We start from the raw sequence: 24,332 nt of genomic DNA, 5'->3' as shown, positions 1-24,332 counted from the left end.
CTTCCCACACGGGCTCCGGGGGGTCGAGGCGAACCGTCGTCGGCGTCCTCCGCGGCGGTCAGGGCGCGGGGTGCGGGGCCAACCGGTCCACGACGTCGGCGACCTCGGCGCGCGCGGCCTCGTCCAGCCCCCGGATCGGCAGGGGCAGGCAGGAGCGCCGGGCGAGGCGGAGGTGCTCGGCGACGGCGGCCGTCACCCGCAGGCTCCCGTGGCGGGCGAACAGGTCCCACAGCGGTCGCAGCCGTTCGGACTGCGCCCGTGCCCCGTCGGCGTCCCCGGCTCGGACGGCGCGGGTGAGGGCCAGCGCGGGCTCGGGCAGGGTGCCGGCGATCACGGAGTACCAGAGGTCGCAACCGGCGGCCAGGCCGGTCGCGGCGGCCGCGTCGCCGGAGATGCCGATGCTCACGTGCTCGGGCAGCAGGGCGCGCAGCTGCGCCACGCGGCCGGCGGCCGCGGCCGGGTCCGCCGGCAGCGGCGGGATCTTGAGGGAGGCGACCCGGGGCAGCGCACCGATGCGCCGGTACAGCTCGTCGGTGAACGTGAAGCGCGTGGTGCCGGGGTTGTCGTAGACGACCAGCGGGACGTCGAGGTCGGCGGTGACGTCGCGGTAGAGGCCGAACACGTCGTCCTCGGTGTGCTGCTGGTAGGTCAGCGGAGCCAGCAGCACCCCCGCCGCCCCGGCGTCCTGCGCGTCCTCGGCGAGGGCACGGACGTCGCGGGTGCGCAGCGCGCCGATCCCGACCAGGACGGGGACGTCCCCGGCGTGCTCGACGGCGGTGCGGGCGACCTCGGCCCGTTCCTCCCGGGAGAGGTAGGCGTAGGAGCCGGTCGACCCCAGGACGGTGAGGGAGTCGACCCCGGCGGTGACCAGCCGGGTGACGAGACCGGCGAGGGCGGCCCGGTCCAGGACGTCGTCGTGCAGCGGGGTGAGCGGGAAGGCGCTCAGCCCGCTGAGCCGGGGGGTGGGTGTCGTCGGCACGTCCGGTGGTTCCCCTCCGCGCGGTCGGTCGGTCCGGCGGTCAGCCTCCCACGGAGCGGGTCGGGGCGGCGGCGGGTTCCAGGCGCCGGACGTCGGTCCAGCCGGTCCAGCCCCGTTCCTCCAGCAGCGTCAGCAACCGCGGGGCGCACGGGAAGGACTGCACGAAGGCGGCGTCGAGCAGCTCGACGAGGTCGTCGCTGATCGGCTGGTCCTCCATCCCCGCCGACGCGGCGGCCGCGGCCTCGATGAAGGCGGTCACCCGGTCGGCCAGTTCCGGCAACCGCGGGTCGTCGGACGAGCAGTCGGCCAGGTCGCCCATGTCCAGGTACAGCCGGCGCAACGTCTCGTGCTCGATCTGCGCCTGCTTGATCGCCATGAACGCCGGCACCTCGTGCGGCATCCGGGCGGCGATGAGGATCCAGCTGTCGCGCTCGACCTCGATCAGCCGCTCGCGGAAACCCAGCTCACGCATGCGCTGCAGGTAGGCCACCGCCTCCGGCGGCAGCGCCAGGCTGTCACCGGCCGCGAGCTGGGCGATGCGCTCGCGGTGGCGCCGGCGTTCGCGGATCTCGGCGCGCAGGCGTTCGTCGACGTCGGCGACGGCCGCGGAGAACTCCTCCGGGCCCGCGTCCAGCAGTTCCTGCACCCGGGAGAGCGGTACCCCGGCCTCGGCCAGGGTGCGGATCCTGATGAGTTCCACCACGGCTACGGCGTCGTAGCGGCGGTAGCCGGAACGGTCGCGCTCCGGCTCCGGCAGCAGGCCCTTGGCGTGGTAGTGCCGGACCGCGCGGACCGTCACCCCGGCGTAGGAGGCGAGCTGGCTGATGGTCAGCATGCCGGAACCCTACGAGTCCACCCGGGGTCCGGCACCGTCCCCGCGGCCACCGGTTCACCCGATCCTGCGGCGGTAGGTGAGCACCGCGAGCGCGTGGGCCACGACCAGCAGCCCCAGGCACCACGCCAGCGCAACCCAGCCCTCGTCGCCGGCGGGGCGCCCGGCCAGCAGGTCGCGCAGGGTGTCCACGATGGGGGTGACCGGCTGGTTCCGGGCGAACCACCGCACGGGCCCGGGCATGCCGTCGGTGGGCACGAAGGCCGAACTGATGAACGGCAGGAAGATCAGCGGGTAGGAGAAGCCGCTCACCCCGTCCACCGACTTCGCCAGCAGCCCGGGGACGACCGCCAGCCACGTCAACGCCAGGACGAACAGCACCAGGATCCCCGCGACGGCGAGCCAGGCCAGCACCCCGGCGCTGGAGCGGAAACCGATCAGGACGGCGATGAGCACGACCAGGGCCAGGGACAGCAGGTTCGCGACGACCGAGGTCAGGACGTGGGCCCACAGCAGCGCCGAGCGCGCGATCGGCATGGACCGGAAGCGTTCGGAGAGCCCACCGGCGACGTCGGTGTGGAGGCGGAAGGCGGTGTAGGCGACACCGGAGGCGACGGTGATGAGCAGGACCCCGGGGAGCAGGTAGTCGACGTAGCGGCCGTCCCCCGCCTCGATCGCGCCGCCGAAGACGTACACGAACAGCAGCAGCAGCGCGACCGGGGTGACCGCGGTGGTGACGATGGTGTCCGGGCTGCGCAGGACGTGGCGCAGGCAGCGCTTGAGCAGGACGGTGGTGTCGCGCAGGAGGCGCGGGTCCTTCAGCGCCGGCTGCGGTGCCCGATCCGTGGTCGTCGTCGTGGTCATCACCGGTTCTCCCGTCCGTGCGCGGCGTCGTGGTCGACGTCCTGGTCGGCGTCGTGGTTGTCGTGGTTGTCGTGGTCGTCGTGGCCGACGAGGGCCAGGAAGACGTCCTCGAGGGTCCGTCGCTCCCCGGCGCGCTCCCCGGCCGGCGGCACGAGCCGCTTCAGCTCGTCCAGCGTGCCCTCGGCGACGGTGCGGCCCCGGTGCAGGATCGCCAGGCGCTCGGCCAGCTGCTCGGCCTCCTCGAGGTGCTGCGTGGTCAGCAGCACGGTCGTGCCGCGCCCGGCGAGCTCGCGGACGCTGCGCCAGACCTCGAGGCGCGCCTGCGGGTCCAGCCCCGTCGTGGGCTCGTCGAGGAAGACGACCGGAGGATCGCCGATCAGGCTCATCGCGATGTCGAGGCGGCGGCGCATCCCGCCGGAGTAGGTCGCCACCCTGCGCCGGGCCGCGTCGGTCAGCGCGAAGCGGGCGAGCGAGGTGTCGGCGATCGCGGCGGGTTTCCGCAGGCCGCGCAGTTCGGCGACGAGGACGAGGTTCTCCCGTCCGGTGAGGACGTCGTCGACGGCGGCGAACTGCCCGGTGAGGCTGATGCGGGCGCGCACCTGGGCGGGGTGGGTGGCGACGTCGTAGCCGGCGACGGTGGCGGTGCCGCCGTCGGCGGTGAGCAGGGTCGAGAGGATCCGCACCGCCGTGGTCTTGCCGGCCCCGTTGGGACCCAGCAAGGCGAAGATCGTGCCGGGGGCCACGGTCAGGTCGAACCCGTCGAGCACCGTGCGCTCGCCGTAGGACTTCCTGAGCCCGGTGGTCTTGATGGCTGCTGTCATGGCGTCAGCGTGGAGGCCTGACCCAGCGTCAGGGTCAAGCCTCCACCGCCGGGGCTGGGGCCCCGTCGTGACGTCCGGCGCCGGGACGTCTCCGCCGCAGGCGATCCGGCGTGCGTCGCCGGGAGGGGCCGCCCTCCGGCTAGGTCCTGTCCTGCCGGTCGCCGGCGGCCGGGGCGATGGGGATCTGCAGTTCGGTGACCCCGTCGGCGGGGTCCTCGGGGCAGTAGTCCAGGTACACCTCCCCGCCCAGACCCAGCGGCCGGTGACCGCTGTCGGCGACCCAGCGCGCGAGGACCTGCCAGGTGGCGTCCACCCCGTCCATCGGGCCGTGGTGGACGATCGTCGCGGCCCGCACCCCGGGCCGGTCGGTGACCTGCACGCCGCCGCGGGCCTGCTCCTGCGCGGCGACCACGACCCCGGCGTGCACGCGCACGGCCTCACCCTCCTCGCCGTCGCCCCCGTCGACGTGCTCGTACCAGGCGACGCCCGGTCCGGCGGACTGGATGCCCGCCTGCGCGAGCCTGCGGTACAGCTCCCCGTACAGGGGCTGGATGACGGGGCCGATGTGGTCCGGTTCGAAGCTCGCGGCCACCGCGGACAGTTCCGCGACGCGCACGGGATCGGTGTCCTTGACGATGACGTCCTGGGTTCCCATGGTGCCCTCCTCCTCGATCACCTGGAGCCTCACCTCCACCGCCCGCAGTCGCGCGGTGTCGGCCGCGACCTGCTCCGTCAGTTCCGCCCGGCGCAGCCGAAGCATCCCGTGCAGCTCCTGCACGCCGACCTCCTCGTCCAGGACGGCCCGGACCTGCTGGAGCGTCAGCCCCAAGTCCTTCAGGGCCAGGACGCGGTTGAGACGGGCGAGCTGGGCGGCGCTGTACGAGCGGTAGCCGGTGGCCGGGTCCACGGCCGCGGGCGGCAGCAGACCCAGGGCGTCGTAGTGGCGCAGCACGCGCACCGACACCCGGGCGATGGTGGCGAACTCCCCGATGCTGAACATGGCACCTCCACCGTGGAGGCTGACACGGTGTGAGGGTCAAGGGGCGGGGTTCGCGGAACGGGGATCGCGGTGCGTCGGGTGGGCGGGCCCGAGGCCGGTGGGGACCTCACCTCCCGCGGCTCCGGTGGTGCTCAGCGCCGCGCGTCCCGGGCGCCGCCGAGCACGGCGGGTGAGCGGTCCCGCGGTGCGGGCCTCAACAACCGCCGCCGCCCCCGCCGTCACCGCAGCCGCCACCGTCGCCGCCGCCCCAGCCGCCACCGGAGGCGCCGCTCCCGCCGTCGGAGGCCCAGGCGGAGCCGTGGTGGTGGTGCTGCGTGCGGGAGGGGCCGCGCCGTGGGCGGCGGTCCAGGGCGACGACCAGCCAGATCGACCCGGCGATGACCAGGAACACGACGAGGAGCACGCGGACCACCTCCATCCGCCTCCCGGCTGCCTCCAGCAGCGCCGAGGGAGACGCTGCTCGCAGCGTGACAGACGTCCCGCGGCTCCGGCAGGGGAACGGGGCACCTCGTCGGACGAGGACGTGACCGGGCGGAGGCGCCCGGGTTCCCGAGGCCGGGTGGTGGGAGGCGCGCGGGCCGTCGTGGCGGGTCCCGTCCTCCCCGCCGGCGTTCCGACGCACGGGTCCGGGGGTCCCCCGGTGTCAGCGCCAGACGTACAGGTGCCCCTGCGCCACCACGACGCTCCACGGGCCGCACCGCTCGCCCGGGCCCCGGCTGTCGGGCCAGTCGTCGCCGCCGTCGAACGGTATCCCGACGTGCTCGACGTCCGTGCACGAGTCCGGCAGGACGAAACCGGCGGGGACGGCGAGGTCGGCGCGCACGGCGGCGCCGGCTCCGTCGGCCCCGTCGGCCTCACGCACCACGGTGACCGTGCTCGTGCCCGCCCGCGCCCAGTCCGGCAGGTCCGCCGCCGGCACCTCCGCGGGCCGGTCGTGGACGTCGCGGTCGACGTGCCCCTGGGCCTGGGCGAGCCGGGGACCGAGCCTCTCGACACCCGGCACGGAGCCGGTGGCCAGCGCCAGACCGGCGACACCGGCCGCTCCCGCCGTCAGGGCGGTGGCCAGGCGCGCAGTGGACTTCTTCACGGTTCCTCCGGGGGTCGCGGGACTGACCTCACTGTCCGGCGCGGGAACCGCCACCCGCATCCCCCCGCTGCCGCATCCGCGGGCTCCACCCCCGGGAGGACGACGGTGCCCCGGATCCGCCTGCCGGCTGACGTCGGGGGCCGGGAAGGGTCGGCCGGCCGCGCGGCCCCGGGTGGCGTCCGCGGGAGAAACCCCGGCGAACCCGATCCCCGCCTCGGGGTCGACACCCGCGCCGCGGTCCGCGGCGCACCGGGAGGCGCCGAGTCCCCGCTCGTCGGGAACGGGAGGAGAACCACCGTGCCGTTGGACCACCCGACGGCGGGAGGGGTGCGGGTTCCTCCGGAACCGCTGCCCGCATCGAACCGGTGGCTCCGGAAAGCCTGCGTCGCAGGTTGTCCAGCCATCGTCCACCGCGCCGGCCCGACCCCGCGACCTCGGGTTGCCCACGGTCTCCGGTGTGTTCTCAGAACACCGTCCACTCCCGCGCCGGCGGCGACCGCGGCGGGCAGGGCACAGGTCCGACACGAGGACCGGCACCTCGTTCAGAGGGCGGCGTCGGAACTCGGGACGCCGGGGGAACTCACCCGGCCGGGGCGGCGGCCGTGCCGGACGTCAGGCGTCGCCCCGGGGAACGGGGTCGGCCCCGGGGTCGTCCAGGTCCCCGAGGTGACCGTTCGGGCGGGCCGCCAGCGGTCCCTGGCTGGGGTCCACCTCGTCGGCGTAGCCGGGGGGCTGCGCGTTCCCGCCCTCGCCGGTCTCCTCCGCGGGTCCGCCGGCGCCCAGGTCACCCGCGGGCACGTCGTCCACGTCGCTCGCGTCGCGGGTCTCGTCGGCGTCGCTCATCGCACACGTCCTCCGTCGTCGGTTCGGTGGGTTCAGCCTCTCCCACCCCACAGGGTCGCGCCACCGGGTCGGGCTGCGACGCAGGGCGGGCGCGGGAGCTCCCGGCGCGCGGCCCGCGCCCCGGGTCGGTGCGGACGGCCGGGGCGGACGTGGACCGCGGCCTCACCGGTCGGCGGCCCACGGCAGGTCGTCCGCCGCCCGGGGGTGGGCGATGTGGTACCCCTGCAAGGCCGTCACCCCCAGCCGGCGCAGTTCCTGCTCCTGGGCGGCGTCCTCCACGCCTTCGGCGGTGATGCGCAGGCCGAGACCGACGGCGAGGTTGGTCAGCATCTCCACCACGGCCCGGTCTCCCTGGCGGGTAAGCATCCCGGCGACGAAGGAACGGTCGATCTTCATGCCCGCCACCGGGATGGTGGACAGGTTGCGCAGGCTGGAGGCCCCGGCGCCCATGTCGTCGAACACGAGGGCGACACCGGCTCCGGCGAGCCGCCGCAGTTGCGGGCCGGCGACCTCCATCGTCGACAGCGACGCGGTCTCGGGGAGTTCCAGGCGCAGCTGCTCGGGGCGGGCTGCGCCGTCGCGGACGGCCCCCAGCACGCTCTCGGCCAGGTCGGGGCGGGAGAGGGAGGCGGGGGAGACGTTGACGTTGATCAGCGACGGCGCCCGGTTCCCGTCGGCGCGCCGGGTGGTCTCCCACGTGCGCAGCTGCGCCAGCGCGGTCCGCAGGACCCAGCGGTCGAGGGCGACTTCGAGGCGTTCGGCGTGGGCCCGGTCCAGCACCTCCGCGGCGCCCAGGAGCCCCCGGTCGGGGTGCTGCCAGCGCACGAGGGCCTCCACGGAGAGCACGTGGCGGGTGCGGGCGTCGACGATGGGTTGGTAGTGCAGGACGAGCTCGTCGCGGTCCAGCGCCCGTTGCAGGGACGGCGCGACCCGTTCCGCGGTGGCTCCCCCGTCGTCGCCGACGGTGCCGGTCGTGCTGACGCGGTCGCCCCCGGCCTGCTTGGCCGCGTACATGGCCGTGTCCGCCTCCCGCAGCAGGGTGTCCGCGCCCACGGGCTGCGGCAGGGGGACGGAGAGGGCCGCCCCGACGCTGGCGCTGCTGCGCGCGGAGGGGTCCAGCCGGGCGTCGGGGGTGCGGACGGCGTGCAGGTGGCGGGTGGCGATGGCGTGCAGGGTGCGGGTGGCCTCCTGCTCGTCGCGGGCGTGGACGAGGCACGCCACGGCGAACTCGTCCCCGCCCAGGCGGGCCACCACGTCGCGGGGGCGGGCGGCGGTGCGCAGCCTGGCGGCCACCGAGCGGATGAGGGCGTCGCCGGCGTCGTGGCCGAGGGTGTCGTTGACGGTCTTCAGGCGGTCCAGGTCGACGAAGACGACCCCCACCCGCACCTGCGCCGGGCCCGTCCCCGGGCCGCGGCTCTCGAGGTCGCCCGGGACGGTGTCGATCATCCGCTGCAGCTGCGCGAAGAACGCACCGCGGTTGAACAGCCCCGTGAGGGGGTCGCGGCTGGCGTGCCAGGCCATCCGCCCGGCCGCGGCCTCCATGAGGACCGCCACGGGCAGCACCCGCCACCGCGTCCCGTCCCCCGTCCTCCCCGCGTCCGCCCCGGCGGGGTCGGTGGCCTCGCGGCGCAGGACGAGGTCGTCGGTGCGGCGGTGGGCGGGGCGCTCGAAGACGACGGCGAGGCCCTCGCCCACCCCGGCCTCGGCGGGCAGCACCCGGGCGTCGAAGTCGGTGACCTCGGCCAGCGAGCGCCGGGCCAGCAGGGCCCGCCCGAAACCGAAGGGTCCGCCCAGGGCGTGCTCGAAGCGCTGGCGCTGGATCGAGCCGACGCGCCCGCCGCGGTGGTCGAGGACGACGACGCTGCTGCACCGGTGCGCCGGTGCCGAGCGCAGCCGCCGGTCGAGGTCCGCGCACGCCGTGGTCGCGTCCAGCACCCAGGCCGGTTCGGCGAGGTCCCACAGCGTGGTGCTCTCCCCGGTGGGGACGGCGGAGAGGCGGACCGCGTCGGTGATCGTCATGATCGCCGAATCGGGTGCGGTGTGGGCAGGAGTGAGCGCGTCCGCCTGATGTTCATCCCCGGTCACCAACGATCACCCGTCTGTTGCAGTCCCCCCACCCTCTCAGCCGGTGCGCCGGCCGCGACCGCGGGGCGACCGGGACGCGGGTCCAGCGGTGGTGGTCCGCCCGTCGCCCACCCGGGGTTCCGGGTCAGAGGCGCTGGCCGCCGGTGAGCTCGATGGTGGCTCCGCTGGCCCAGCCGAAACCGTCGGCGAGGAGCAGGGCGATCGCCGCGCCGATGTCGTCGGGCCCGGCGAGGCGGCCCAGCGCGGTCACGCTGCGCACCATCTCCGCGACCTGCGGGTCGTCGCGGACCACGCCGCCGGAGAAGTCGGTGGCCACCGCCCCGGGGGCGACGACGTTGACGCGGATGCCGCGGGCGCCGAGTTCCTGCGCCTGGTAGCGGGTGAGGACCTCGACCGCGCCCTTGGCCGCGGCGTAGGCGGCGGAGCCGGGCATGGTGATGCGGACCAGGCCGGTGGAGACGTTGACGATGCGGGCGCCGTCGGCGATCACCGGCAGCAGGGCCTGGGTGAGGAAGAACGGTGCCTTGAGGTGCACGTCGACGATCCGGGTGAACTGCTCCTCGCTCGTCGTGGCGAACGGTTCGTGCAGCGCGGTGCCGGCGTTGTTCACGAGGGCGTCGATCGTGTCGCGCCCGAACCGCTCGCGCAGCACGTGCGGCAACTGCGCGGCGAAGGCCGGGAACGAGGAGGAGTCCGCCACGTCGAGGCGCAGCGCCACGGCCCGGCTGCCTGCGGCGCGGGCCTGCTCGACGAACGAGTCGGCGGCGTCGCGGGCGTCGAGGTAGGTCCCGACCACGTCGACCCCGGCGCGGGCCAGGTGGAGGGCGGTGCTGCGGCCCAGGCCGCGGCTGGCGCCGGTGACCAGGGCGACCCTGCGGGTCGTCCCGGTGGTGCCCGGGGCGGGGGCGACCCGGGTGGTGGTCGGGGGGGTGGGCGAGGTGTTCTCGGTCATGGCCCGAGCGTGCGTCGCCCGGCGCGCGGGCGGGAGGGGAGCGCTCGTCCAGGGACCGGGGATCCCTGGATGGGGTGGCGCTCGTGCCGCACGATGGCGGCGTGGACCGCGCCTCGCTCGCCGACTTCCTCCGCCGCCGCCGGGAGGCCCTTCGCCCCGACGACGTCGGGCTGCCGCCCGGGGTGCGCCGGCGCACGGCGGGGTTGCGCCGGGAGGAGGTCGCCGCGCTGACCGGGATGTCGGCGGACTACTACGCGCGCCTGGAGCAGCAGCGGGGACCGCAGCCCTCCGAACAGGTGCTCACCGCCCTGGCCCGCGGGCTGCGCCTGAGCCTGGACGAGCGCGACCACCTCTTCCGGATCGCCGGGCACGGCACCCCCAGCCGGGCCCGGCGCTCCGAGCACGTCCCGCCGGGCGTGGTGCGGGTGCTCGACCGCCTCTTCGACACCCCCGCTCAGGTCGTCACCGACCTCGGGGTGACCGTCCTGCAGAACCGGCTCGCCGTGGCGCTGCTCGGGGACCAGACCGCCTACGAGGGCCCGGCGCGCAGCGCCTTCCACCGCTGGTTCACGGCGGATCCCCGCGAGCGCGCGCTGCGGGCCGAGGCCGAGCACGCCGCGCAGAGCCGGGCGTGGGCGGCGGACCTGCGCGCGGCCACCAGCCGCGGCGTGCCGGGGGCGCAGGCCCTCGTCGAGCGGTTGCTGGCGGAGAGCGCGGAGTTCGCCGAGGTCTGGGCGCGCCACGAGGTCGCCACCCACACCGGGCAGCGCAAGACGCTCGTCCACCCCGAGCTGGGGGCGGTGGACCTCGACTGCCAGGTGCTGCACACCGAGGACCGCGGGTTGCGCCTGCTGGTGTTCACCGCGACCCCGGGCACGCCCGACGCCGAGCGGCTGGAACTGCTGGCGGTGGTGGGGAACCAGTTCAGCAGCTGACCCGTCCGGACGTTCCCGGGCGGCCGGGACGGGGACCGGTGCAGCGGCTCGGCGGGAGGGGCGGTCAGCGCGGCGGTTCGGGTTCCGGGGGCACGTGCGGCGGAACCCTCCCGGGACCGGCCTCGGCGGGGCGGGCCCGGTCCTGGCGGTGCAGGCGCACGGCGATGACGGCCACGTCGTCCTCGGGGTCCGGCGGCAGCATCCGGGCCAGCACCTGGTCCACCAGGCCGTCCAGGTCGCCGTCCTGCGCGGCCAGGTCCTCCAGCACCGCCTGCAGCTTCTCCAGCCCCTCCTGCAGCGGCTGGTCCCGGCGCTCCACCAGGCCGTCGGTGTAGAGGAGCACCGTCGCCCCGCGGCCGAGGACGACCTCGGTGTCCCGGCGTCCGGTACCGGGGACGACTCCCAGCAGCAGGTCCGGGTGCAGGCCCAGCAGCGGGGTGACGGTGCCGTCGGGGTTGACGACCATCGCCGGCGGGTGCCCGGCGTTGGACCAGCGCAGCCGCGTCACGCCCCGCTCGCGCTCGTCGAGGTCCTGCTCGAGGCGCGCGGCGATGGCGGTGGCGGTGGTGGTGAGCTGCAGGTTGGCCATGGCCCGGTCGGTGCCGGCCAGGATGCTCGCGGGGGACTCCTCGCCGAGGGCGCCCAGGGTGCGCACGATGGTGCGGACCTGGCTCATGGCCGCGGCGGCCTCGGTGTCGTGGCCGATGACGTCGCCGATGACCAGCACGGTGGCGCCGTCGGGTTGCATGAACGCGTCGTACCAGTCCCCGCCCACCTGGGCGGCCTCGGCCGCGGGGGTGTAGCGCACGACGATCTGCCCGTGGTCCGGTTCGGGCGGGGCGGTCAGCAGGGAGCGCTGGAAGGCGGCGGCCAGGTCGCGCTGCTGGCGGTACAACCGGGCGGAGTCCAGGGCCAGACCGGCGCGGTCGGCGACCTCGGCGATGGTGGCCAGCTCCTCCTCGCTCCAGCGTTCCCGGCCGGCGTCGATGAACAGCGACAGCAGTCCCACGGTGCGTCCCCGTCCACGGAGGGGGAAGATCACCCCCGCCGCGGGAGCGAGCTGCGCCAGCAGGGCCCGGCCCTCTCCCGCCGGGTCCAGCAGGGCGGTCAGGGCGGCGGTGGCGTCGTCGATGAACACCGGCTGCTCCTCGCGCAACGCCCGCCAGAGGAAGGCGGAGTCGTCCAGCTCGACCAGGCGGCGTTCGGCGTAGCGGCGCACCAGGTCACGGGCCCGGGCGTCGCGGTGCCAGCTGCCGGCGTCGCGCAGTCCCCGCCGCTGACCCCGCGGCTGGTCGCGTCGCCGCCGCTCGCGGCGCGCGGTGGCACGGGCACTGGTCGGGGGGCCGGCGCTGGTCTCGTCGTCCAGGACGCTGACCAGGCACCAGTCACCCAGCGCGGGCACCACCAGCTGCGCCAGGGCGGTCACCGCCGCCTCCGCCTCCAGCGTCTCGGCCATCTGCCGCGAGGTCGTGGCCAGCAGGGCCAGGCGGGCGTTGGCGTTCTCCGCCGCCTGCCGGGCGGTCTCCGCGGCCTGCTGGGCGTGCTTGCGGGCGGTGACGTCGACGAAGTACACCGACAGCCCGTCCGGGCCCGGCCAGGCCCGGATCTCGTACCAGCCGTCCAGCGGAGGCGGGTAGTACGCCTCGAAGGTCACCGCCTGGCCGGTCTCGACCGCGCGGTGGTACTCGGTGTCGAAGGCGGCACCGACCGCGCCGGGGAACAGGTCCCAGATGTCGCCCCCCAGCAGCTCCTCCCGCGGGCGCTGGAGCAGCCGCTCGGCCTCGGCGTTGACGTAGGTGAAGCGCCAGTCGACGTCCAGGGAGTAGAAGGCGCTGGACATCGACTCCAGCACCCGCGCGATGCGCACGTCCGCCTCGCGCTGGGCGGTGGTGTCGTAGGCGGCGCCGAGCAGGCGCACCGCGGTGCCGTCCTCGCCGGCCAGGGCGGTGCCGCGGGCCTGGACCCAGCGGGTGGACCCGTCGGGGCGCACCACCCGGTACTCCGCCTCGAAGTCCCCGCAGGTGCTGATGCACTCGGTCAGCGCCTGGCTGACCCGGGGCACGTCCTCGGGGTGTAGCCGGGCGTTGAACGCCTCGATGGAGCGGTCGAACACCACGGGCCCGTCGGACCCGTCGACGTCACCGCCGTAGCCGAACAGCTCGATCAGCCGCTCGTCCCAGACCAGCTCACCGGTGAGCAGGTCCCAGTCGAAGCTGCCGATGCCGGCGGCGGTGATCGACAGCTGCCAGCGCTGACGGGCGGCCTCGTAGTCCACGCTCAGCGCGGACAGCTCCAGCTCGCTGGCCACGGCGGTGGCCAGGTCGCTCAGCAGGGCGACGTCGGTGGCGTTCCAGGTGCGCGGGGCGGGGTCGAAGACGCACAGCGCGCCCACCACGTGCCCGTCCTGGCCGGTCAGCGGCACCCCCAGGTACGCCCCGACCGCCCCGGAGGTCACCGGCGGCAACCCGGCGACCCGCTCGTCGGTGGCGGCGTCCGACACGACCAGGGGCCCCCCGCCGGCGGCGGTGACCGTGCACAGGGAGTCCGCCAGCGGGCCGGCCCCCGCGTGGGCCTGCGGGTCCAGGCCGGCGGCGGCGGGAACGGTCTGGACGTCGCTGAGCAGGGAGACCTGGGCGGCGGGGGTCCCGAGCAGGCGCGCGGCCAGCCCCGCCAGGCGGTCCAGCGCCGGCCACGCGCTCTGCCCCGCGCCTCGGGCGCGGCCCGTCGCGGTGGTCGCGGCCGGTTGCAGCCGGCGGGCCGCGGCGACGCGGGCCTCGTCGGCCAGCAGGGCCTGGGCCGCCACGCGGGCCGCCACCCGGGCCACGGGGGCGACGGGCGGGTCGGGATCCTCAGGCACGCGGTCTCTCCTGACGCCAGGTGATCCTCTGGCGTCGTGCCAGCTGTCCGGGTGGGCGCCCCATCATCGCTGATCCCCTCCCTCGCGGGTGTCGGTGCGCAGGCCGATCGTGAACCGGGGCCGGGCAGCCGCACCACCCGGGGTCGTGGACGGGGCGACGGGCGACCTGCCCGCCGTCCCACCTGCCCGCCGTCCCACCGGCCCGCCGTCGCGGGCACCGTGGTCGCGTCGCGGCCCCGCGGGTCACGTCCCCGACGGCTCGGTGCCCTCGTCGTGCGGCGAGGCGGCCGCGGGCCCGTCGACGTCGCTGCCCGGGCTCAGGTCCCCGAACGGGGTCCACGCCTCCCACCCCGCCCGGTAGTCGCGGTGCGCGCGGTGACGGGCTGCGGCCGTCAGCAGGGTGTAGGCCAGGTTGTCCGCCGTCATCGCCCGGCCCTCGTCCAGCGCCTCCCGGTGGTTGCGCACCAGCTCGCGCTCCACCCGCTGCCGGTCGACGTCCTCGGCGCCGGCGCGCGCCGGCAGGGGGTCGTGGGCGCGCGCCCGCACGAACGCCGCCACCTCGAGCGCGACGTCGGCCGGTACCTCGCGCGACGTCATGGTGCCCACTGTGCCCCAGCCGGGGGCAGGCGCCACCCCACCTCCGCCGCCGCACGTGCCACGGGGCTCTCCATGGACAGCACAGCCAGGAGGCGATCCGTTCCACCGGCGGGTCCTCCTGCTGGGCGCACGCGTCTCGGCAGACCCGCCGCGAGACGTCCGTCCACCGACTGCTGCGCCGCCGGGCCCCGTGCGCTTCCCGCCGGCGGATCGCTGACACCGGCCGGCGGCCGCCCACCCTCGCGGGGCGATGAGTTCTGCGCCTCTCCCGGGTCATCCCGGCGACGCACTCCGGTCGGACCTACCCCCAGGAGCACCCCGTGGGCCGCATCCACATCCTGACCTTCACCACCCTCGACCTGGTCGGGCAGGCCCCCGGCGGGCCGCAGGAGGATCCCGTCGGTTTCGACTTCGGCGGTTGGCAGGCGCCGCTGCTCGACGACGTGTGCGGTCAGCAGGTCGCCGAGGCCTACCGCGGTACGGACGCGCTGCTCCTGGGCCGGCGCACCTACGAGATCTTCGCCGCCCACTGGCCGCACCGGGGAGGTGGCCGCGACGACGACATCGCCTCGCTCTTCAACCGGGTGCCGAAGTACGTGGTCTCGCGCGGACGGCCCGACCTGTCGTGGGCCGGTTCGGTGCACCTGCGCACCGACGGTGGCGCGTCCTCCGGCGGTGGGGTGTCGTCGAACGGCCGGGCCGGGCTGGCGGCGGCCGTCGCCGGCCTGCGGGACCGGCACGAGGACGTCAAGGTCGTGGGCAGCCTGAACCTGGTGCAGACGTTGCTGCGGGAGGGTTCGTTCGACCGGCTGGACCTGTGGGTGCACCCGTTGGTGCTGGGCACGGGCAAGAAGGTCTTCGAGGGGGGAACCGTGCCGGCGACCCTGGAGCTGCTGCAGCCGCCGGTGGCCAGCCCCCGGGGCGTGGTGCACCTGCGCTACGCCCGGGGTGGGGGCGTCCCGGGCACCGGGGACATGACGTCCTGACCGAGCAACGCGCTCGGTCGGGACGGTGATGGCCGGCGGCCCCCTCGACCAGGACGGCGTCGCGGTGGCGGCGACCTCCTGGTCGCGGTGGCGCTGGCCGTGGCGGGGTCGGTGTGCACCGCGCTGGGGGTCGGCGGCGGTGTCGGCGCTGTCCTGGAGCGTCGGTCTCCACCGCGCCGACGCCGGTGAACCCCCTCCGGTGTTCAGCGCGGCGTTCCCGGTGTTCTCCTCGGCCGCTGTCGCGGTCGGTGCCGGGGAACGAGCCCGCCCGCTGGGGCAGCTCGGCACCTGGGCGGGACACCGGGCGAACCCCTCGGCCGGCCGTCGAGGGATCCGGTGGCCGTCGTGATCGCGCTCGGGTCGCGGGAGGGCCGGGCGCCCGGCCGCGGCGCCCTCCTACGCTGGACGGGTGCGGGAACTGGTGACGGAGCGGCTGCTGCTGAGGGGTTTCGTCCCCGACGTCGAGGCGGTGCACGCCTACGCCGGTGATCCTGAGGTGTGCCGGTACACCGACTGGGGGCCGAACACCCCGGCTCAGTCGCAGGCCTTCATCGACGACGTGTGCGCGGCCCCCGCTGCCGGGGAACTCGAACCGGTGACGTGGGCGGTGACGGTCGCGGGGAACGTGGTGGGGGCGTGCTCGGTGACGGTGACCAGCGTCGAGCACCGGCGTGGGGTGATGGGTTGCGTCGTGGCCCGGGCGCACTGGGGCCGGGGCTACGCGACCGAGGCGGCGGCGGGGGTGTTGCGCTTCGCGCGTGCGGATCTGGGTCTGGTGCGGGTGGAGGCGACGTGCCGGCCGGGCAACGTCGCCTCGCAGCGGGTGCTGGAGAAGATCGGGATGCAGCGGGAGGGGTTGCTGCGCTCCCACCTGCTCGTCCGCGGACGGCGTGAGGACAGCCTGCTGTTCGCGGCCGTCGACTGAGGGCGGTGTCCGGCGACCGACGGACCGGCCGCCCACCGGTCCCCGTTCGGATCGCGGGACGACCGCGGAGTCGCCCGTGGAGCCGCCCGTGGTGTCCTAGCGTCGGGCCATGACCTGGAGCTGTCCGTCGGAGTTGGTCGTGGAGGCCCCGCTGCGCCTGCGCCTGCGGCGCTCGCACCGCAGCGACGCCGAGACCATCGCCGCCTGGTTGGGTCGGGAGGAGGTGCACCGGTGGTGGGGCGGTGCGCCGGTCCCGCTGGAGGAGGTGGTGGAGAAGTACACCGGGGACCGCCTGCCGGAGGTGGCCGTCTACGTCGTCGAGACGGCCGGGCGACCGGTCGGGCTCATCCAGGCGTGGCAGGACGACGGGTGCGGTCTGGACATGTTCATCGCCGCCGACGAGCAGGGCGCAGGGGTGGGGCCGGCCGCGGCCCGGGCGCTGGCCGAGGACCTCACCGCCCGCGGGTGGCGGGACCTGACGGTCGACCCGGCGGTGGACAACGTCCGCGCGGTGCGGGCCTGGCGGCGGGCCGGTTTCGCGCCGACCGGGGAACGCGGCGTCGACGAGGGGCACGAGACCCGGCTGATGGTGTTCGTCCCCGGGTCCGGTGGGCACCCGACGGCTCGCGCAGGGTGCCCAGCGGACTGACGGTCGTGGTCGACGGGCGGGGTCCACGCCGATGGGGGATGGTGGAGCCGGTGGCACCGGCCCGGACCCGTCGATCGCCTCGCTCAGCTCCGCTGAGGAGACAGCCGCGCCTTCCGCAGGCGGGGACCGCATCGAGCTGAAGGTCCATCATCACCAGCCCGCAGTTCTCCACAGGTCGTCGCAGCGCCCGCCGCCGGCGCCACCTCAGCCTCGTTCACGGCTGTCCGGTCACCGCGTCGTCGCGGATCGTCCTGCCCGTGGAGCCGGCGGCGGCTGGCATGGCGCGGCGGTTCCTGGAGGAGCACTGGTGCGACGCGTGCTCCAGCGCGAGCCTGGACCGGGCTCGCCTGCTGGTCTCGGAACTGGTGTCCAACGCCGTGCGCTATGGCGGGGCGCCCGTCACCCTGGCGGTCGACTGCGTCGGGGCGGAGGGCGTCCTGGTCGCGGTCAGCGACGGCAGCCGGGACTTCCCGATCCTCCGGCGGGTCCAGGCGCGCGCGGAGGGGGGACGGGGGGTGCACCTCGTGGATTCGCTCAGCGCCGAGTGGGGGGTCGAGTTCGATCCTCGTCCCGACGGGCGTCAGGACGGGGCAACCCCTGCGGTCGCGCCGGGCAAGACGGTGTGGTGCCGCCTGACCGTGTGAGGGGGGTTCCGGCACCTCCTCCGCGAGGGGCACCGCGGACGCCGTCGTGATCAGCGGTCGCACCTGTTGCGCCGGGCCGTTCGTCCCCGCAGCCTGGTGCCGACGGCGCACGGCACCGGTCGTGGTGCCGTCGACGGTGTGGGCATCGAGTCCGCGCTGCCTCCAGGCAAGGGAGAACGGCATGCCCAGCAGGCGCCCCCTCAGGGGCCGCAGGATCGCCGTCGTGGCGGCGGACGGTTTCGAGGCGGCGGAGCTGTTCGTGCCGCTGCGGGCCTTGAAGCGAGCCGGCGCGACGGTCGACGTGGTGTCCCTGCGACGCGGACGCATCCGGGGCATGAACCTGCACCTGCCGGCCCGACGGATCGGCGTGGACACGACCGTCGGCGAGGCCGATCCCGGCGAGTACGACGGGCTGCTGCTCCCCGGCGGGTTCATCAACCCCGACCTGCTGCGCCAGTCCGCCGCCGCCCGCGAGTTCGTCCGCGGTTTCGCGGCGGGGAACCGGCCCGTCGTCACCCTCTGCCACGGCCCGTGGGTGCTCGCGTCAGCGGGGCTCCTGGAGGGGCGGACCCTCACCTCCTGGCCCGGCATCCGGGACGACGTGGTGAACGCCGGCGCGACGTGGCTGGACCAGGAGGTCGTCCGGGACGGGAACCTCACCACCAGCAGGGGGCCGCAGGACCTGGCGGCGTTCGTCCCCGCGATGCTCGAGGCCTTCGCCGGGACGACGCCCGCTCCGGCGACGCCGGTCCGGGGTTCGGGGTCCGACCCGCAGCGTGACGCCCCTCCCGGCGTGGCCTTCGCCGCGTTGCGCTGGTCGCCGAAACCGTCCCTCGCCGCCGTGGTCGGCGTCGGCCTGGCCCTCGCCGGCGGGCGAGCCTGGCGCGACTCGGCGCCGCGACGACGCGGACCTCGGTGACCGCTGGTTCGCCGGCCTCCGGCCGAGGTCGTCAGTCCGTGGTGCGCATCGAGCGTCGACGTGCGCGCACCGTGCCGATCACCGCGCAGACCACGGCCACCGCACCGCCGCCGGTTGCCCCGACGGCGAAGCCGGAACCGACGGCGCCCGTCGGAGCGGCGTGCACGACGCCGGCCAGGAAGGCGAGCACGAGCACCGCGTACGGCACCAGGCGCCGTGCCTGGAACCAGCGGGGGTCGTCGGCGCGGACCCCCAGGCGGGTGGCGTACGCCAGGGCGAACCACGAGGCGATGCCGGTCACTGTGAAGGTGGTCAGGGCGTAGGGCAGGGCCGTGCGGCCGCCGATCCAGACCATGGCGGTGGCGGCTGCGGTGCCCAGCCACAGCGCGACCTGCAGGCCGACGGCCGAGGCCTCGTTCCACACGTCGCGCTGGCGTTCCTCGCGGTAGAAGGGGCTGGCGAGGTCGCCGATGCCTTCGGCCAGGCGCATGAACGGGCCGTCCTGCTCGCGCGGCGGCTCGTGGTCCTGCTCGAGTGCTTCGTCGTGCTGGTTCACGTCCGGACCTCCGTGGCGGGGTGGCTGTCGGGGCGGCTGGGTGCGCCGGCCGGGCCGAAGAGTTCCTCGACGCTGCGTCCGAGCCGGTGGGCGATGGCGAGGGCGAGGTACACCGAGGGGGCGTAGTTGCCGGCTTCGACGGCGACCACGGTCTGGCGCGTGACCTCGACCGCGTCGGCGAGTTCGGCCTGCGTCATCCCCAGAGCGGTGCGGGTGGTGCGGACGCGGTTGCTGCGCCCTTGCGCCGAGGATCTGCCCACCAGGGGAGTGTCAAGGCTACCGGACACGATGTCAAGGGAACCAGACGTCACCGGTGAGGAGGGCCAACCGCCGGCCCGGCTGGACGACGTCGGCAGGCTCGTCACCCGCGCTCGCGACGAGTACCTGCGGTTCCGGCCCGGCGGTGGGGAGGATCTCCCTGCCGCGGACGCCGCGCTGGGGACCGGCCCGACCGGACGCCGTGCGGGACGGCCGTGCGTCGTCGCCGGAGCGCGGTTCAGCTCAGGACCAGGACGTGGCGCTGGGCGGCGAGCTCCTCGTCGCTCGGGTCGTGGCCGGCGGGGATGGCCAGGGCGATCTGCGCCGGGGTGGTGCCCGCCGCGAAGGCGGCGCGGAAGAGGGCGCCCACCTCGGCGGGGTCCTCCACCAGCCGCACGTGCACCGCGCTCAGCCGCCCCGCGCTGAGGAGTTCCGCGGCGGCGCCGCCGCGGAAGTTCAGCCGCCACGGTGCGTCGGTGAAGACCAGGCGTCGCCCGGCGACCTCGTGCACGCCGACGGGGACCTCGAAGCGCCGGCCGGTGCGGCGGCCGGTGACCGTCAGCACCGCTACCGGGAGCCGTGAGCCCCACCGGGTCGGGGCCAGGCGCCGCACCAGGGGGTTGGCGAGGTGCTGGACGAGCCAGCGGGGTGGGCGCCGGTCCTGGAGGTGCGGGGTCGCGTTCGTCCTGCCTCCGTCGACGGGGGGTGCGGGTTCCGCTCCGGACCCGGTGCGCGCTCGGCCGTCGTCGGCCGCGGAGGTGGAGATGCTGCGGTAGCCCATGGCTGTTCCTACCGCGCCGAGGCGACAGTCCGGCAGGGGCGGGCACGGGCCGGTGGTCCTCGTGCTCGACCCGCACCCGGACATCGTCACGACCGCGCGTGCCCGGGGAGGCCCGTGAGGTCCCCGCGTCGGCGGATCCGCTCAGGCGCTGCCGCCGTAGGCGCGCGGCACCAGGTCGACCTGCTCGGCGCCGCTCCGCACGATGTCGAGGACGGCTTCGGCCACCCGCTCCGGAGGATCGAACTGCGCTCCGGCGGTCATCTCCTCGGCAGCCTCCCGCCCGGCGCGGATGGAGGTCATGAACTCGGTGGCGGTGGCGAACGGCAGCACGCACGAGACGGTGATGGCGTCCGGGGCGAGTTCGGCCCGGGCGATCGCGGACAGCTTCTCCAGCGCCGCCTTCGAGGCGGCGTAGGAGCCCGTTCCCGGGGCGGCGGCCAGCGTCGTGCCGGAGCTGATGTTGACGATGCTCCCCCCGCCGGTGGCGCGCAGCAGGGGTGCCGCCGCCTGCATCACCGCCAGGGGAGCCAGCACGTTGAGCTCGAAGACCGCGCGGGCGTCGGCGAGGTCGACCTGCTCGACCGTGGCCTGCAGGCCTTGCCCGGCGTTGTTGACGACGACGTCGATCCGCCCGAACGTGCTCACCACCTGCTGCAGCGCGGCGTGGACCTGGGCCTGGTCGGTGACGTCGCACCGGACGGCCAGGGCCTCACCGCCCACCGAGCCCAGCTCCTGGGCCAGTGCGTCGATGCGGTCTCGACGTCGGGCGAGGAGGGCGACCCGTGCCCCGGCCCCCGCTGCGGCGCGGGCCGTGGCGGCGCCGATGCCCGAGGAGGCACCGGTGATCACGACTACTGCTCCATCGACCTGCACGGGGTCCTCCTGCTGCTCGAGCGCTGTTCCGGGTGGGGCGCCGCCCACAATAACGGAGACGGTCGGTTCCGTATGACGGGTGCGGCTCCGCGGGGCCTTCCCGTACCTTCCGCGGGTGAGCACACCGCCCGCCGGGGACGCCGATCGCTCCACCCCGGTTCCCGACCCGATCGCCACCGCCGGACCCCGCGGCCGCGGACGCCCGCGCGACCCCTCGCGCGACGCCGCCATCCTGGGCGCGGCCTACGACGTGCTGGCCGAGACCGGGTACGAGGACATGACCCTGAGCGCGGTGGCCGCCCGGGCCGGCGCCGGGAAGGCGACCCTGCACCGTCGGTGGCCGACCAAGGAGGCCCTCGTCCTGGCGGTCATCGCCCACGTCGGCCCCCCACCGGAGGCCAGGACGCTGCCGGACACCGGGGACCTCCGCTCGGACCTGCTCGCCCTGGTCGACTCGGCCTGGCTCGGCGGGGCGGCCAGCCGCCTGCGGGGTCTGAAGGGGCTGACGTCGGCGGCCCTGCACTCACCGCGACTGGCCCAGGCCCTGCAGCACGAGGTCGTCGAGCCCTACACCGAGGCCTACCGGGGTGTGCTGCGTCGCGGCGCGCAGCGCGGGCAGGTCGCACCGGACGCCGACGTCGGGACCCTGGCCGAGATCGTCCCCGCCCTGGCCACCCACCGGCTGCTGTTCGCCGACGCGCCACCGGAGCGCGGCTACTTCGAGACCGTCATCGACGACGTGCTGCTGCCGGCGTGCGCGCGGATCCCGGGGGCCGGGTCGTGAGCAGCGCGGCGGCGACCGGGGCACCGCGCGGGGCTCGCTCAGGTCGTGGCGAGGAGGTTCCGGGCCAGGCGCAGGCAGGCCGCCTCGACCTCCTCCGGGTCACGACCGGGGTGGACGGTGTCGCGCACCGCGTCCACGAACGGCTGCAGCCGCGCGGGGAAGCCGAGACCTCCGGCCGCGCGGGACGCGATGCGGCGCGCGGCCTCGGTCGCCTGCAGGTCGCCCTCCACCGCCGAGCGGGCCGCGTAGCGCACGTACTGCCAGCGGGCCGCGGTCCCGTCGAGCCGGGGGGCTCCGAGCTCGTCGAGGGCGGAGTCGAAGGAACGCCGCAGCGCGGCGGGTTCGCGCAGGTCGGTGGTCGCGGCGACGTGCAGGGACGGGGTGTCCGCGCCGGCGGCGAGAGCGTCGGGGGCCCAGTACCGCATCAGGACCGGTTCCACGCCCTCGACGAGGAGGCGGGCCCGGGTGTCGGCGAGGTCGCCCACCCGCGGGTGCAGCACGGGGGCGGCTTCGTAGCCGGGCAGGTCGGGATCGAGGGTGACCAGCTCGACCCGGGCGGGGTCGGTGGCGGAGGCGACGAGGCCGACGGCGACGTCGGGCAGCGCGGCGACCGCGACCCACAGCCCCTCGCCGCCGCGACCGGGGTCGCGGTGGACGGGGCGGTGGATCCGGAACGGCCGGGGGACGCCGTCGACGGGGATCGGCACCGTGCTCCAGAGCGCCGGACCGTGCGGGTCAGGGTCGTCCTGCTCGTCCTCCAGCGCGGCGACGGCGCTGTCCAGGTCCTCGCCGGTGAGGCCGGGGAGCGCGACCAGCGCGGTGTGGACCACGTCGTCCAGGTCCGGCTCCGCCACGCCGCCCCGGGTTCGGAGGGCTGACGGTGCCGCGGAGACGACGCTGACGCCGGCACCGGTGCGGAGGTCGCGTTCGCCGTGGCTGAGGGTGACGGTGGTGATCGGTCCGTCGGGGGGGTTCCACATCGACAGCCCCCGCGCACCGGTGAACGACGGCGAGAGGCCCAGCAGCCGGTGCCGGGGCCGGGTGGGCATGGCGTGGGAGTAGCGCGACCCGTCGCGGATGACCACGGGTGCAGCCTGGCACGAGGACGGGGCCGGTGGCAGGTCCTGGAGGGCGTCGGCAGTTGGCGGGTCGTTCAGGGGCGGGTGGGAGGCGCCTGCGGACGCCGGTCGAGTTCACGCCACACCGGGAAGAGCGCGGGGGTGAGGGTGATCAGCAGGTAGGAGAGCGCCAGGACGAGGAGCAGGGTGGTCAGGGAGCCGCTCTCCAGCCACAGTCCCGCGCCCAGGATGCCGACGGGCATCGCGGCCCAGGCCCCGGCGCCCACCACTCCGGCGACGCGGGCGCGAGCGCCGGGAGGGACCCGTTCGAGTTCCACGGCACTCAGGATCGGGTTCAGGGCCCCGGCCGCGACACCGCTGAGCACGACCCCGGCCAGCAGCACGGGCAGCCCCGGGTCCAGCGCCAGCAGGGCGAAGCGGGGTCCGCCGGCGAGCAGGAACGCCACGGTGAAGATCCGCCGCCGGGACCAGCGCCCGCCCACCGCGCCGAAGGCGAACGCGCCCGCGACGGCCCCGGCCCCGAACGCACCGACGAGGAGACCGAGGTCGACGCCGCCGTCCAACCGCTCGGTGGCGTAGACCGGCAGCACGACGCTGGAGTAGGCCGCGTCGAAGGCGTTGGTGACGGCCACCATCGCGATGACGGCCAGCAGCAACCGGTCGCCGCGGACGAAGGTCAGGCCCACCCGCAGTTCGCGCAGGTACCCGCGCGCCCCGCCCAGGGGTGCGGTCCCGACCTGCGCAGCCACCTCCCCGCCGGCGGTTCCGTCCGCCGGCCCGGTCGCCGGCCACGCCGCGGGGACCGCGGCGGCGATCAGGACGGCGGCCAGCACGAACGTGAGCGCGTCCATGGCCAGGACGAGGGGGGCGCCGAGCAGGGAGACCAGGGCGCCGGCGGCGGGCGCCCCGACGAGGCGGGCGGCGCGTTCCGCGGCGTCCATCCAGCCGGTGGCCCGTTCCAGGGGGACCCCGGCCTCGGCGGCGAGTTCCGGCAGCAGCGCGTGCCGGGCCGCCTGCCCGGGGGTGTCGAGCAGACCGGTGGCGACGACGAGGGCGAGGAGGGCCCAGAACGGCAGGCCGGTCGTGACGTGCAGGAGGGGGACGGTGGCGATGGTGACGGCGCCGACGGCGTCGGAGACGACGCTGGTCCGCCGGTAGCCGAAGCGGTCGACCAGGACGCCGCCGAAGACGCCGCCGACGACGACGGGGGCGACGGCTGCGGCGCCGACGACCCCGGTCAGGGTGGTGGAACCGGTGGTGTCCAGCACGAACAGCGGCAGGGCGATGGCGGTGGCGGCGTTGCCGGCGGTGCTGGTGGTGTGCGCGACCAGGACGCTCCACAGGCGGGTGCGGGGGTTCACGGGAACCTCACCGGGGACCGGCCGCGGGAGCTGAAGGGGTGCTGCGGCCGGGGCGGCGGAAGGCGGCGGTCAGGAGCGCGACCTGCTCGGTGCCGGGCCGTCCTCGGTCCGAGCGGTCCTGCCAGCGGTCGGCCAGCTCGTCCAGTTCCGCGCTCAGCTCGCTCAGCTCAGCCACCGTCAGGTGCAGCAGGCGGTCTCCCTGGGTGGCGGCGGCAATCCACTCCGGGGGCAGGTTCGCCTCGGCGTCGAGGTAGGCCTCCTGCAGGGCCGCGAGACCGCGGGCGATCTCGCGGCGCAGGGCCGTGCCCGCGGCGGCGCGTTCGGGGTCGGTGCGGTCCTCGGCGGGCAGGACGGTGGTCAGCTGGTGCTCGGCGCGCCACCAGCGTTCGCGGCGGTTCACGGCCAGTTCCGGTGCTTCGGCGACGAGGCCGACGGCCGCGAGGCGTCGCAGGTGGTAGCTGATCGAGCCCGCCGCCTCGTCGAGGGCCACCGAGAGGCGGCCCACGGTGGAGGGGCCAGTGCCGCGCAGCTCGCCCAGCAGGGCGATGCGGGTCGGGTGGGCCAGGGCCCGCAGGGCGGCGGGGTCGGTGAGGCGCACGGCCTTCTCGGTCACGCCGCGACCCTAGACCGACAAGAAGTGACGTACAAGATGTGTTGTGAAGTTC

Annotated in this window: 27 protein-coding genes; 8 read left to right on the top strand and 19 right to left on the bottom strand. The window is 75.7% G+C overall.

All coding sequences use genetic code 11. The annotated features are described in order from the left end of the window. Positions 1–58: 58 nt before the first annotated feature. From KRAD_RS01005 to KRAD_RS00960, 10 genes are all read right to left on the bottom strand, one after another. Complete coding sequence (locus tag KRAD_RS01005; protein WP_011981362.1) at positions 59–979, bottom strand: dihydrodipicolinate synthase family protein; 921 nt, start codon at positions 977–979, stop codon at positions 59–61. Between the two features lie 40 nt (positions 980–1,019). Beyond that, entirely contained in the window at positions 1,020–1,814 is a 795-nt protein-coding gene (locus tag KRAD_RS01000) for a MerR family transcriptional regulator (protein ID WP_011981361.1), read from the bottom strand. Between the two features lie 54 nt (positions 1,815–1,868). Further along, positions 1,869–2,675, bottom strand: coding sequence for an ABC transporter permease (locus KRAD_RS00995; RefSeq protein ID WP_011981360.1), 807 nt, complete (start codon positions 2,673–2,675; stop codon positions 1,869–1,871). After that, complete coding sequence (locus KRAD_RS00990) at positions 2,675–3,496, bottom strand: ABC transporter ATP-binding protein (RefSeq protein WP_011981359.1); 822 nt, start codon at positions 3,494–3,496, stop codon at positions 2,675–2,677. Before KRAD_RS00990 ends, KRAD_RS00995 begins: the two co-directional genes overlap by 1 nt. A gap of 139 nt (positions 3,497–3,635) precedes the next feature. Further along, complete coding sequence (locus KRAD_RS00985; RefSeq protein ID WP_011981358.1) at positions 3,636–4,496, bottom strand: MerR family transcriptional regulator; 861 nt, start codon at positions 4,494–4,496, stop codon at positions 3,636–3,638. A gap of 193 nt (positions 4,497–4,689) precedes the next feature. Continuing rightward, entirely contained in the window at positions 4,690–4,899 is a 210-nt protein-coding gene (locus KRAD_RS00980) for a hypothetical protein (RefSeq protein WP_157873423.1), read from the bottom strand. 240 nt (positions 4,900–5,139) lie between these two features. Further along, positions 5,140–5,583, bottom strand: coding sequence for a hypothetical protein (locus KRAD_RS00975; protein WP_041291823.1), 444 nt, complete (start codon positions 5,581–5,583; stop codon positions 5,140–5,142). Positions 5,584–6,195: 612 nt separating this feature from the next. Continuing rightward, on the bottom strand, positions 6,196–6,426 hold the full coding sequence (locus KRAD_RS00970) for a hypothetical protein (RefSeq protein ID WP_011981355.1): 231 nt from the start codon (positions 6,424–6,426) through the stop codon (positions 6,196–6,198). A 162-nt stretch (positions 6,427–6,588) separates the two neighbouring features. Further along, complete coding sequence (locus tag KRAD_RS00965) at positions 6,589–8,445, bottom strand: putative bifunctional diguanylate cyclase/phosphodiesterase (RefSeq protein ID WP_041291822.1); 1,857 nt, start codon at positions 8,443–8,445, stop codon at positions 6,589–6,591. A 190-nt stretch (positions 8,446–8,635) separates the two neighbouring features. After that, positions 8,636–9,463 carry an SDR family NAD(P)-dependent oxidoreductase gene (locus KRAD_RS00960; protein WP_011981353.1) on the bottom strand — a complete coding sequence of 276 codons (828 nt, stop codon included), beginning with the start codon at positions 9,461–9,463 and terminating at the stop codon, positions 8,636–8,638. Between the two features lie 101 nt (positions 9,464–9,564). Between KRAD_RS00960 and KRAD_RS00955 the strand changes: the two genes are divergently transcribed. Further along, positions 9,565–10,398, top strand: a complete 834-nt coding sequence (locus tag KRAD_RS00955) for a helix-turn-helix transcriptional regulator (RefSeq protein ID WP_041291821.1) — start codon at positions 9,565–9,567, stop codon at positions 10,396–10,398. A gap of 64 nt (positions 10,399–10,462) precedes the next feature. Here KRAD_RS00955 and KRAD_RS00950 read toward each other — a convergent pair whose 3' ends face one another. Next, positions 10,463–13,255 carry a SpoIIE family protein phosphatase gene (locus tag KRAD_RS00950; protein WP_011981351.1) on the bottom strand — a complete coding sequence of 931 codons (2,793 nt, stop codon included), beginning with the start codon at positions 13,253–13,255 and terminating at the stop codon, positions 10,463–10,465. A gap of 243 nt (positions 13,256–13,498) precedes the next feature. Continuing rightward, a complete protein-coding gene (locus tag KRAD_RS00945; RefSeq protein ID WP_157873421.1) occupies positions 13,499–13,852 on the bottom strand; it encodes a hypothetical protein in 354 nt (117 codons plus the stop codon). Between the two features lie 320 nt (positions 13,853–14,172). On the opposite strand from KRAD_RS00945, the gene KRAD_RS00940 reads away from it, so the two are divergent. The 6 genes from KRAD_RS00940 to KRAD_RS00915 all read left to right on the top strand — a co-directional run bounded on the left by KRAD_RS00940 (position 14,173) and on the right by KRAD_RS00915 (position 17,975). After that, complete coding sequence (locus KRAD_RS00940; RefSeq protein ID WP_011981349.1) at positions 14,173–14,838, top strand: dihydrofolate reductase family protein; 666 nt, start codon at positions 14,173–14,175, stop codon at positions 14,836–14,838. Between the two features lie 28 nt (positions 14,839–14,866). After that, positions 14,867–15,187, top strand: a complete 321-nt coding sequence (locus tag KRAD_RS00935; protein WP_011981348.1) for a hypothetical protein — start codon at positions 14,867–14,869, stop codon at positions 15,185–15,187. 60 nt (positions 15,188–15,247) lie between these two features. Further along, positions 15,248–15,763, top strand: a complete 516-nt coding sequence (locus KRAD_RS00930; protein WP_041291819.1) for a GNAT family N-acetyltransferase — start codon at positions 15,248–15,250, stop codon at positions 15,761–15,763. A 109-nt stretch (positions 15,764–15,872) separates the two neighbouring features. Further along, positions 15,873–16,412, top strand: a complete 540-nt coding sequence (locus KRAD_RS00925; RefSeq protein WP_083781938.1) for a GNAT family N-acetyltransferase — start codon at positions 15,873–15,875, stop codon at positions 16,410–16,412. A gap of 257 nt (positions 16,413–16,669) precedes the next feature. Next, entirely contained in the window at positions 16,670–17,056 is a 387-nt protein-coding gene (locus KRAD_RS00920; protein WP_238985689.1) for an ATP-binding protein, read from the top strand. A 181-nt stretch (positions 17,057–17,237) separates the two neighbouring features. Continuing rightward, entirely contained in the window at positions 17,238–17,975 is a 738-nt protein-coding gene (locus KRAD_RS00915) for a type 1 glutamine amidotransferase domain-containing protein (protein WP_011981344.1), read from the top strand. Between the two features lie 31 nt (positions 17,976–18,006). On the opposite strand, the gene KRAD_RS00910 is transcribed toward KRAD_RS00915, so the two are convergent. The 4 genes from KRAD_RS00910 to KRAD_RS00895 all read right to left on the bottom strand — a co-directional run bounded on the left by KRAD_RS00910 (position 18,007) and on the right by KRAD_RS00895 (position 20,419). After that, the gene (locus KRAD_RS00910; RefSeq protein WP_011981343.1) at positions 18,007–18,531 is read right to left on the bottom strand and encodes a hypothetical protein; all 525 of its coding nucleotides are present in this window, start codon (positions 18,529–18,531) and stop codon (positions 18,007–18,009) included. Then, positions 18,528–18,791: a helix-turn-helix transcriptional regulator gene (locus KRAD_RS00905; RefSeq protein WP_041291818.1), complete on the bottom strand. Its 264-nt coding sequence runs from the start codon at positions 18,789–18,791 to the stop codon at positions 18,528–18,530. The genes KRAD_RS00910 and KRAD_RS00905 overlap by 4 nt, the downstream gene beginning before the upstream one ends. A gap of 236 nt (positions 18,792–19,027) precedes the next feature. Continuing rightward, positions 19,028–19,570: a hypothetical protein gene (locus KRAD_RS00900; protein WP_011981341.1), complete on the bottom strand. Its 543-nt coding sequence runs from the start codon at positions 19,568–19,570 to the stop codon at positions 19,028–19,030. A gap of 141 nt (positions 19,571–19,711) precedes the next feature. Further along, positions 19,712–20,419 (bottom strand): SDR family oxidoreductase, encoded by a 708-nt coding sequence (locus KRAD_RS00895; RefSeq protein ID WP_203417468.1) that lies wholly within the window; start codon positions 20,417–20,419, stop codon positions 19,712–19,714. A gap of 139 nt (positions 20,420–20,558) precedes the next feature. Between KRAD_RS00895 and KRAD_RS00890 the strand changes: the two genes are divergently transcribed. Next, positions 20,559–21,227 (top strand): TetR/AcrR family transcriptional regulator, encoded by a 669-nt coding sequence (locus tag KRAD_RS00890; RefSeq protein WP_162145129.1) that lies wholly within the window; start codon positions 20,559–20,561, stop codon positions 21,225–21,227. A 38-nt stretch (positions 21,228–21,265) separates the two neighbouring features. Here the strand turns inward: KRAD_RS00890 and KRAD_RS00885 are convergent, their stop codons facing one another. The 3 genes from KRAD_RS00885 to KRAD_RS00875 form a co-directional block, all read right to left on the bottom strand. Continuing rightward, entirely contained in the window at positions 21,266–22,312 is a 1,047-nt protein-coding gene (locus KRAD_RS00885; RefSeq protein ID WP_011981338.1) for a hypothetical protein, read from the bottom strand. A 68-nt stretch (positions 22,313–22,380) separates the two neighbouring features. Beyond that, complete coding sequence (locus KRAD_RS00880) at positions 22,381–23,667, bottom strand: MFS transporter (RefSeq protein WP_011981337.1); 1,287 nt, start codon at positions 23,665–23,667, stop codon at positions 22,381–22,383. A gap of 7 nt (positions 23,668–23,674) precedes the next feature. Beyond that, a complete protein-coding gene (locus KRAD_RS00875; RefSeq protein ID WP_011981336.1) occupies positions 23,675–24,280 on the bottom strand; it encodes a winged helix-turn-helix domain-containing protein in 606 nt (201 codons plus the stop codon). Positions 24,281–24,332: the final 52 nt, after the last annotated feature.

Source organism: Kineococcus radiotolerans SRS30216 = ATCC BAA-149 (genome assembly GCF_000017305.1).
Classification (GTDB): domain Bacteria; phylum Actinomycetota; class Actinomycetes; order Actinomycetales; family Kineococcaceae; genus Kineococcus; species Kineococcus radiotolerans.
Note: the sequence above shows the minus strand (reverse complement) of the source record. Positions and strands in the feature narration are given on the sequence as shown.

Bases quoted from the DNA above. Each gene is read 5' to 3' on its own strand.
- KRAD_RS00965 (WP_041291822.1), bottom strand. From the start codon at position 8,445: ATGACGATCACCGACGCGGTCCGCCTCTCCGCCGTCCCCACCGGGGAG.
- KRAD_RS00990 (WP_011981359.1), bottom strand. From the start codon at position 3,496: ATGACAGCAGCCATCAAGACCACCGGGCTCAGGAAGTCCTACGGCGAG.
- KRAD_RS00935 (WP_011981348.1), top strand. From the start codon at position 14,867: ATGGCCGGCGGCCCCCTCGACCAGGACGGCGTCGCGGTGGCGGCGACC.
- KRAD_RS00915 (WP_011981344.1), top strand. From the start codon at position 17,238: ATGCCCAGCAGGCGCCCCCTCAGGGGCCGCAGGATCGCCGTCGTGGCG.
- KRAD_RS00970 (WP_011981355.1), bottom strand. From the start codon at position 6,426: ATGAGCGACGCCGACGAGACCCGCGACGCGAGCGACGTGGACGACGTG.
- KRAD_RS00900 (WP_011981341.1), bottom strand. From the start codon at position 19,570: ATGGGCTACCGCAGCATCTCCACCTCCGCGGCCGACGACGGCCGAGCG.
- KRAD_RS00960 (WP_011981353.1), bottom strand. From the start codon at position 9,463: ATGACCGAGAACACCTCGCCCACCCCCCCGACCACCACCCGGGTCGCC.
- KRAD_RS00995 (WP_011981360.1), bottom strand. From the start codon at position 2,675: ATGACCACGACGACGACCACGGATCGGGCACCGCAGCCGGCGCTGAAG.
- KRAD_RS00945 (WP_157873421.1), bottom strand. From the start codon at position 13,852: ATGACGTCGCGCGAGGTACCGGCCGACGTCGCGCTCGAGGTGGCGGCG.
- KRAD_RS00985 (WP_011981358.1), bottom strand. From the start codon at position 4,496: ATGTTCAGCATCGGGGAGTTCGCCACCATCGCCCGGGTGTCGGTGCGC.
- KRAD_RS01000 (WP_011981361.1), bottom strand. From the start codon at position 1,814: ATGCTGACCATCAGCCAGCTCGCCTCCTACGCCGGGGTGACGGTCCGC.
- KRAD_RS00925 (WP_083781938.1), top strand. From the start codon at position 15,873: ATGACCTGGAGCTGTCCGTCGGAGTTGGTCGTGGAGGCCCCGCTGCGC.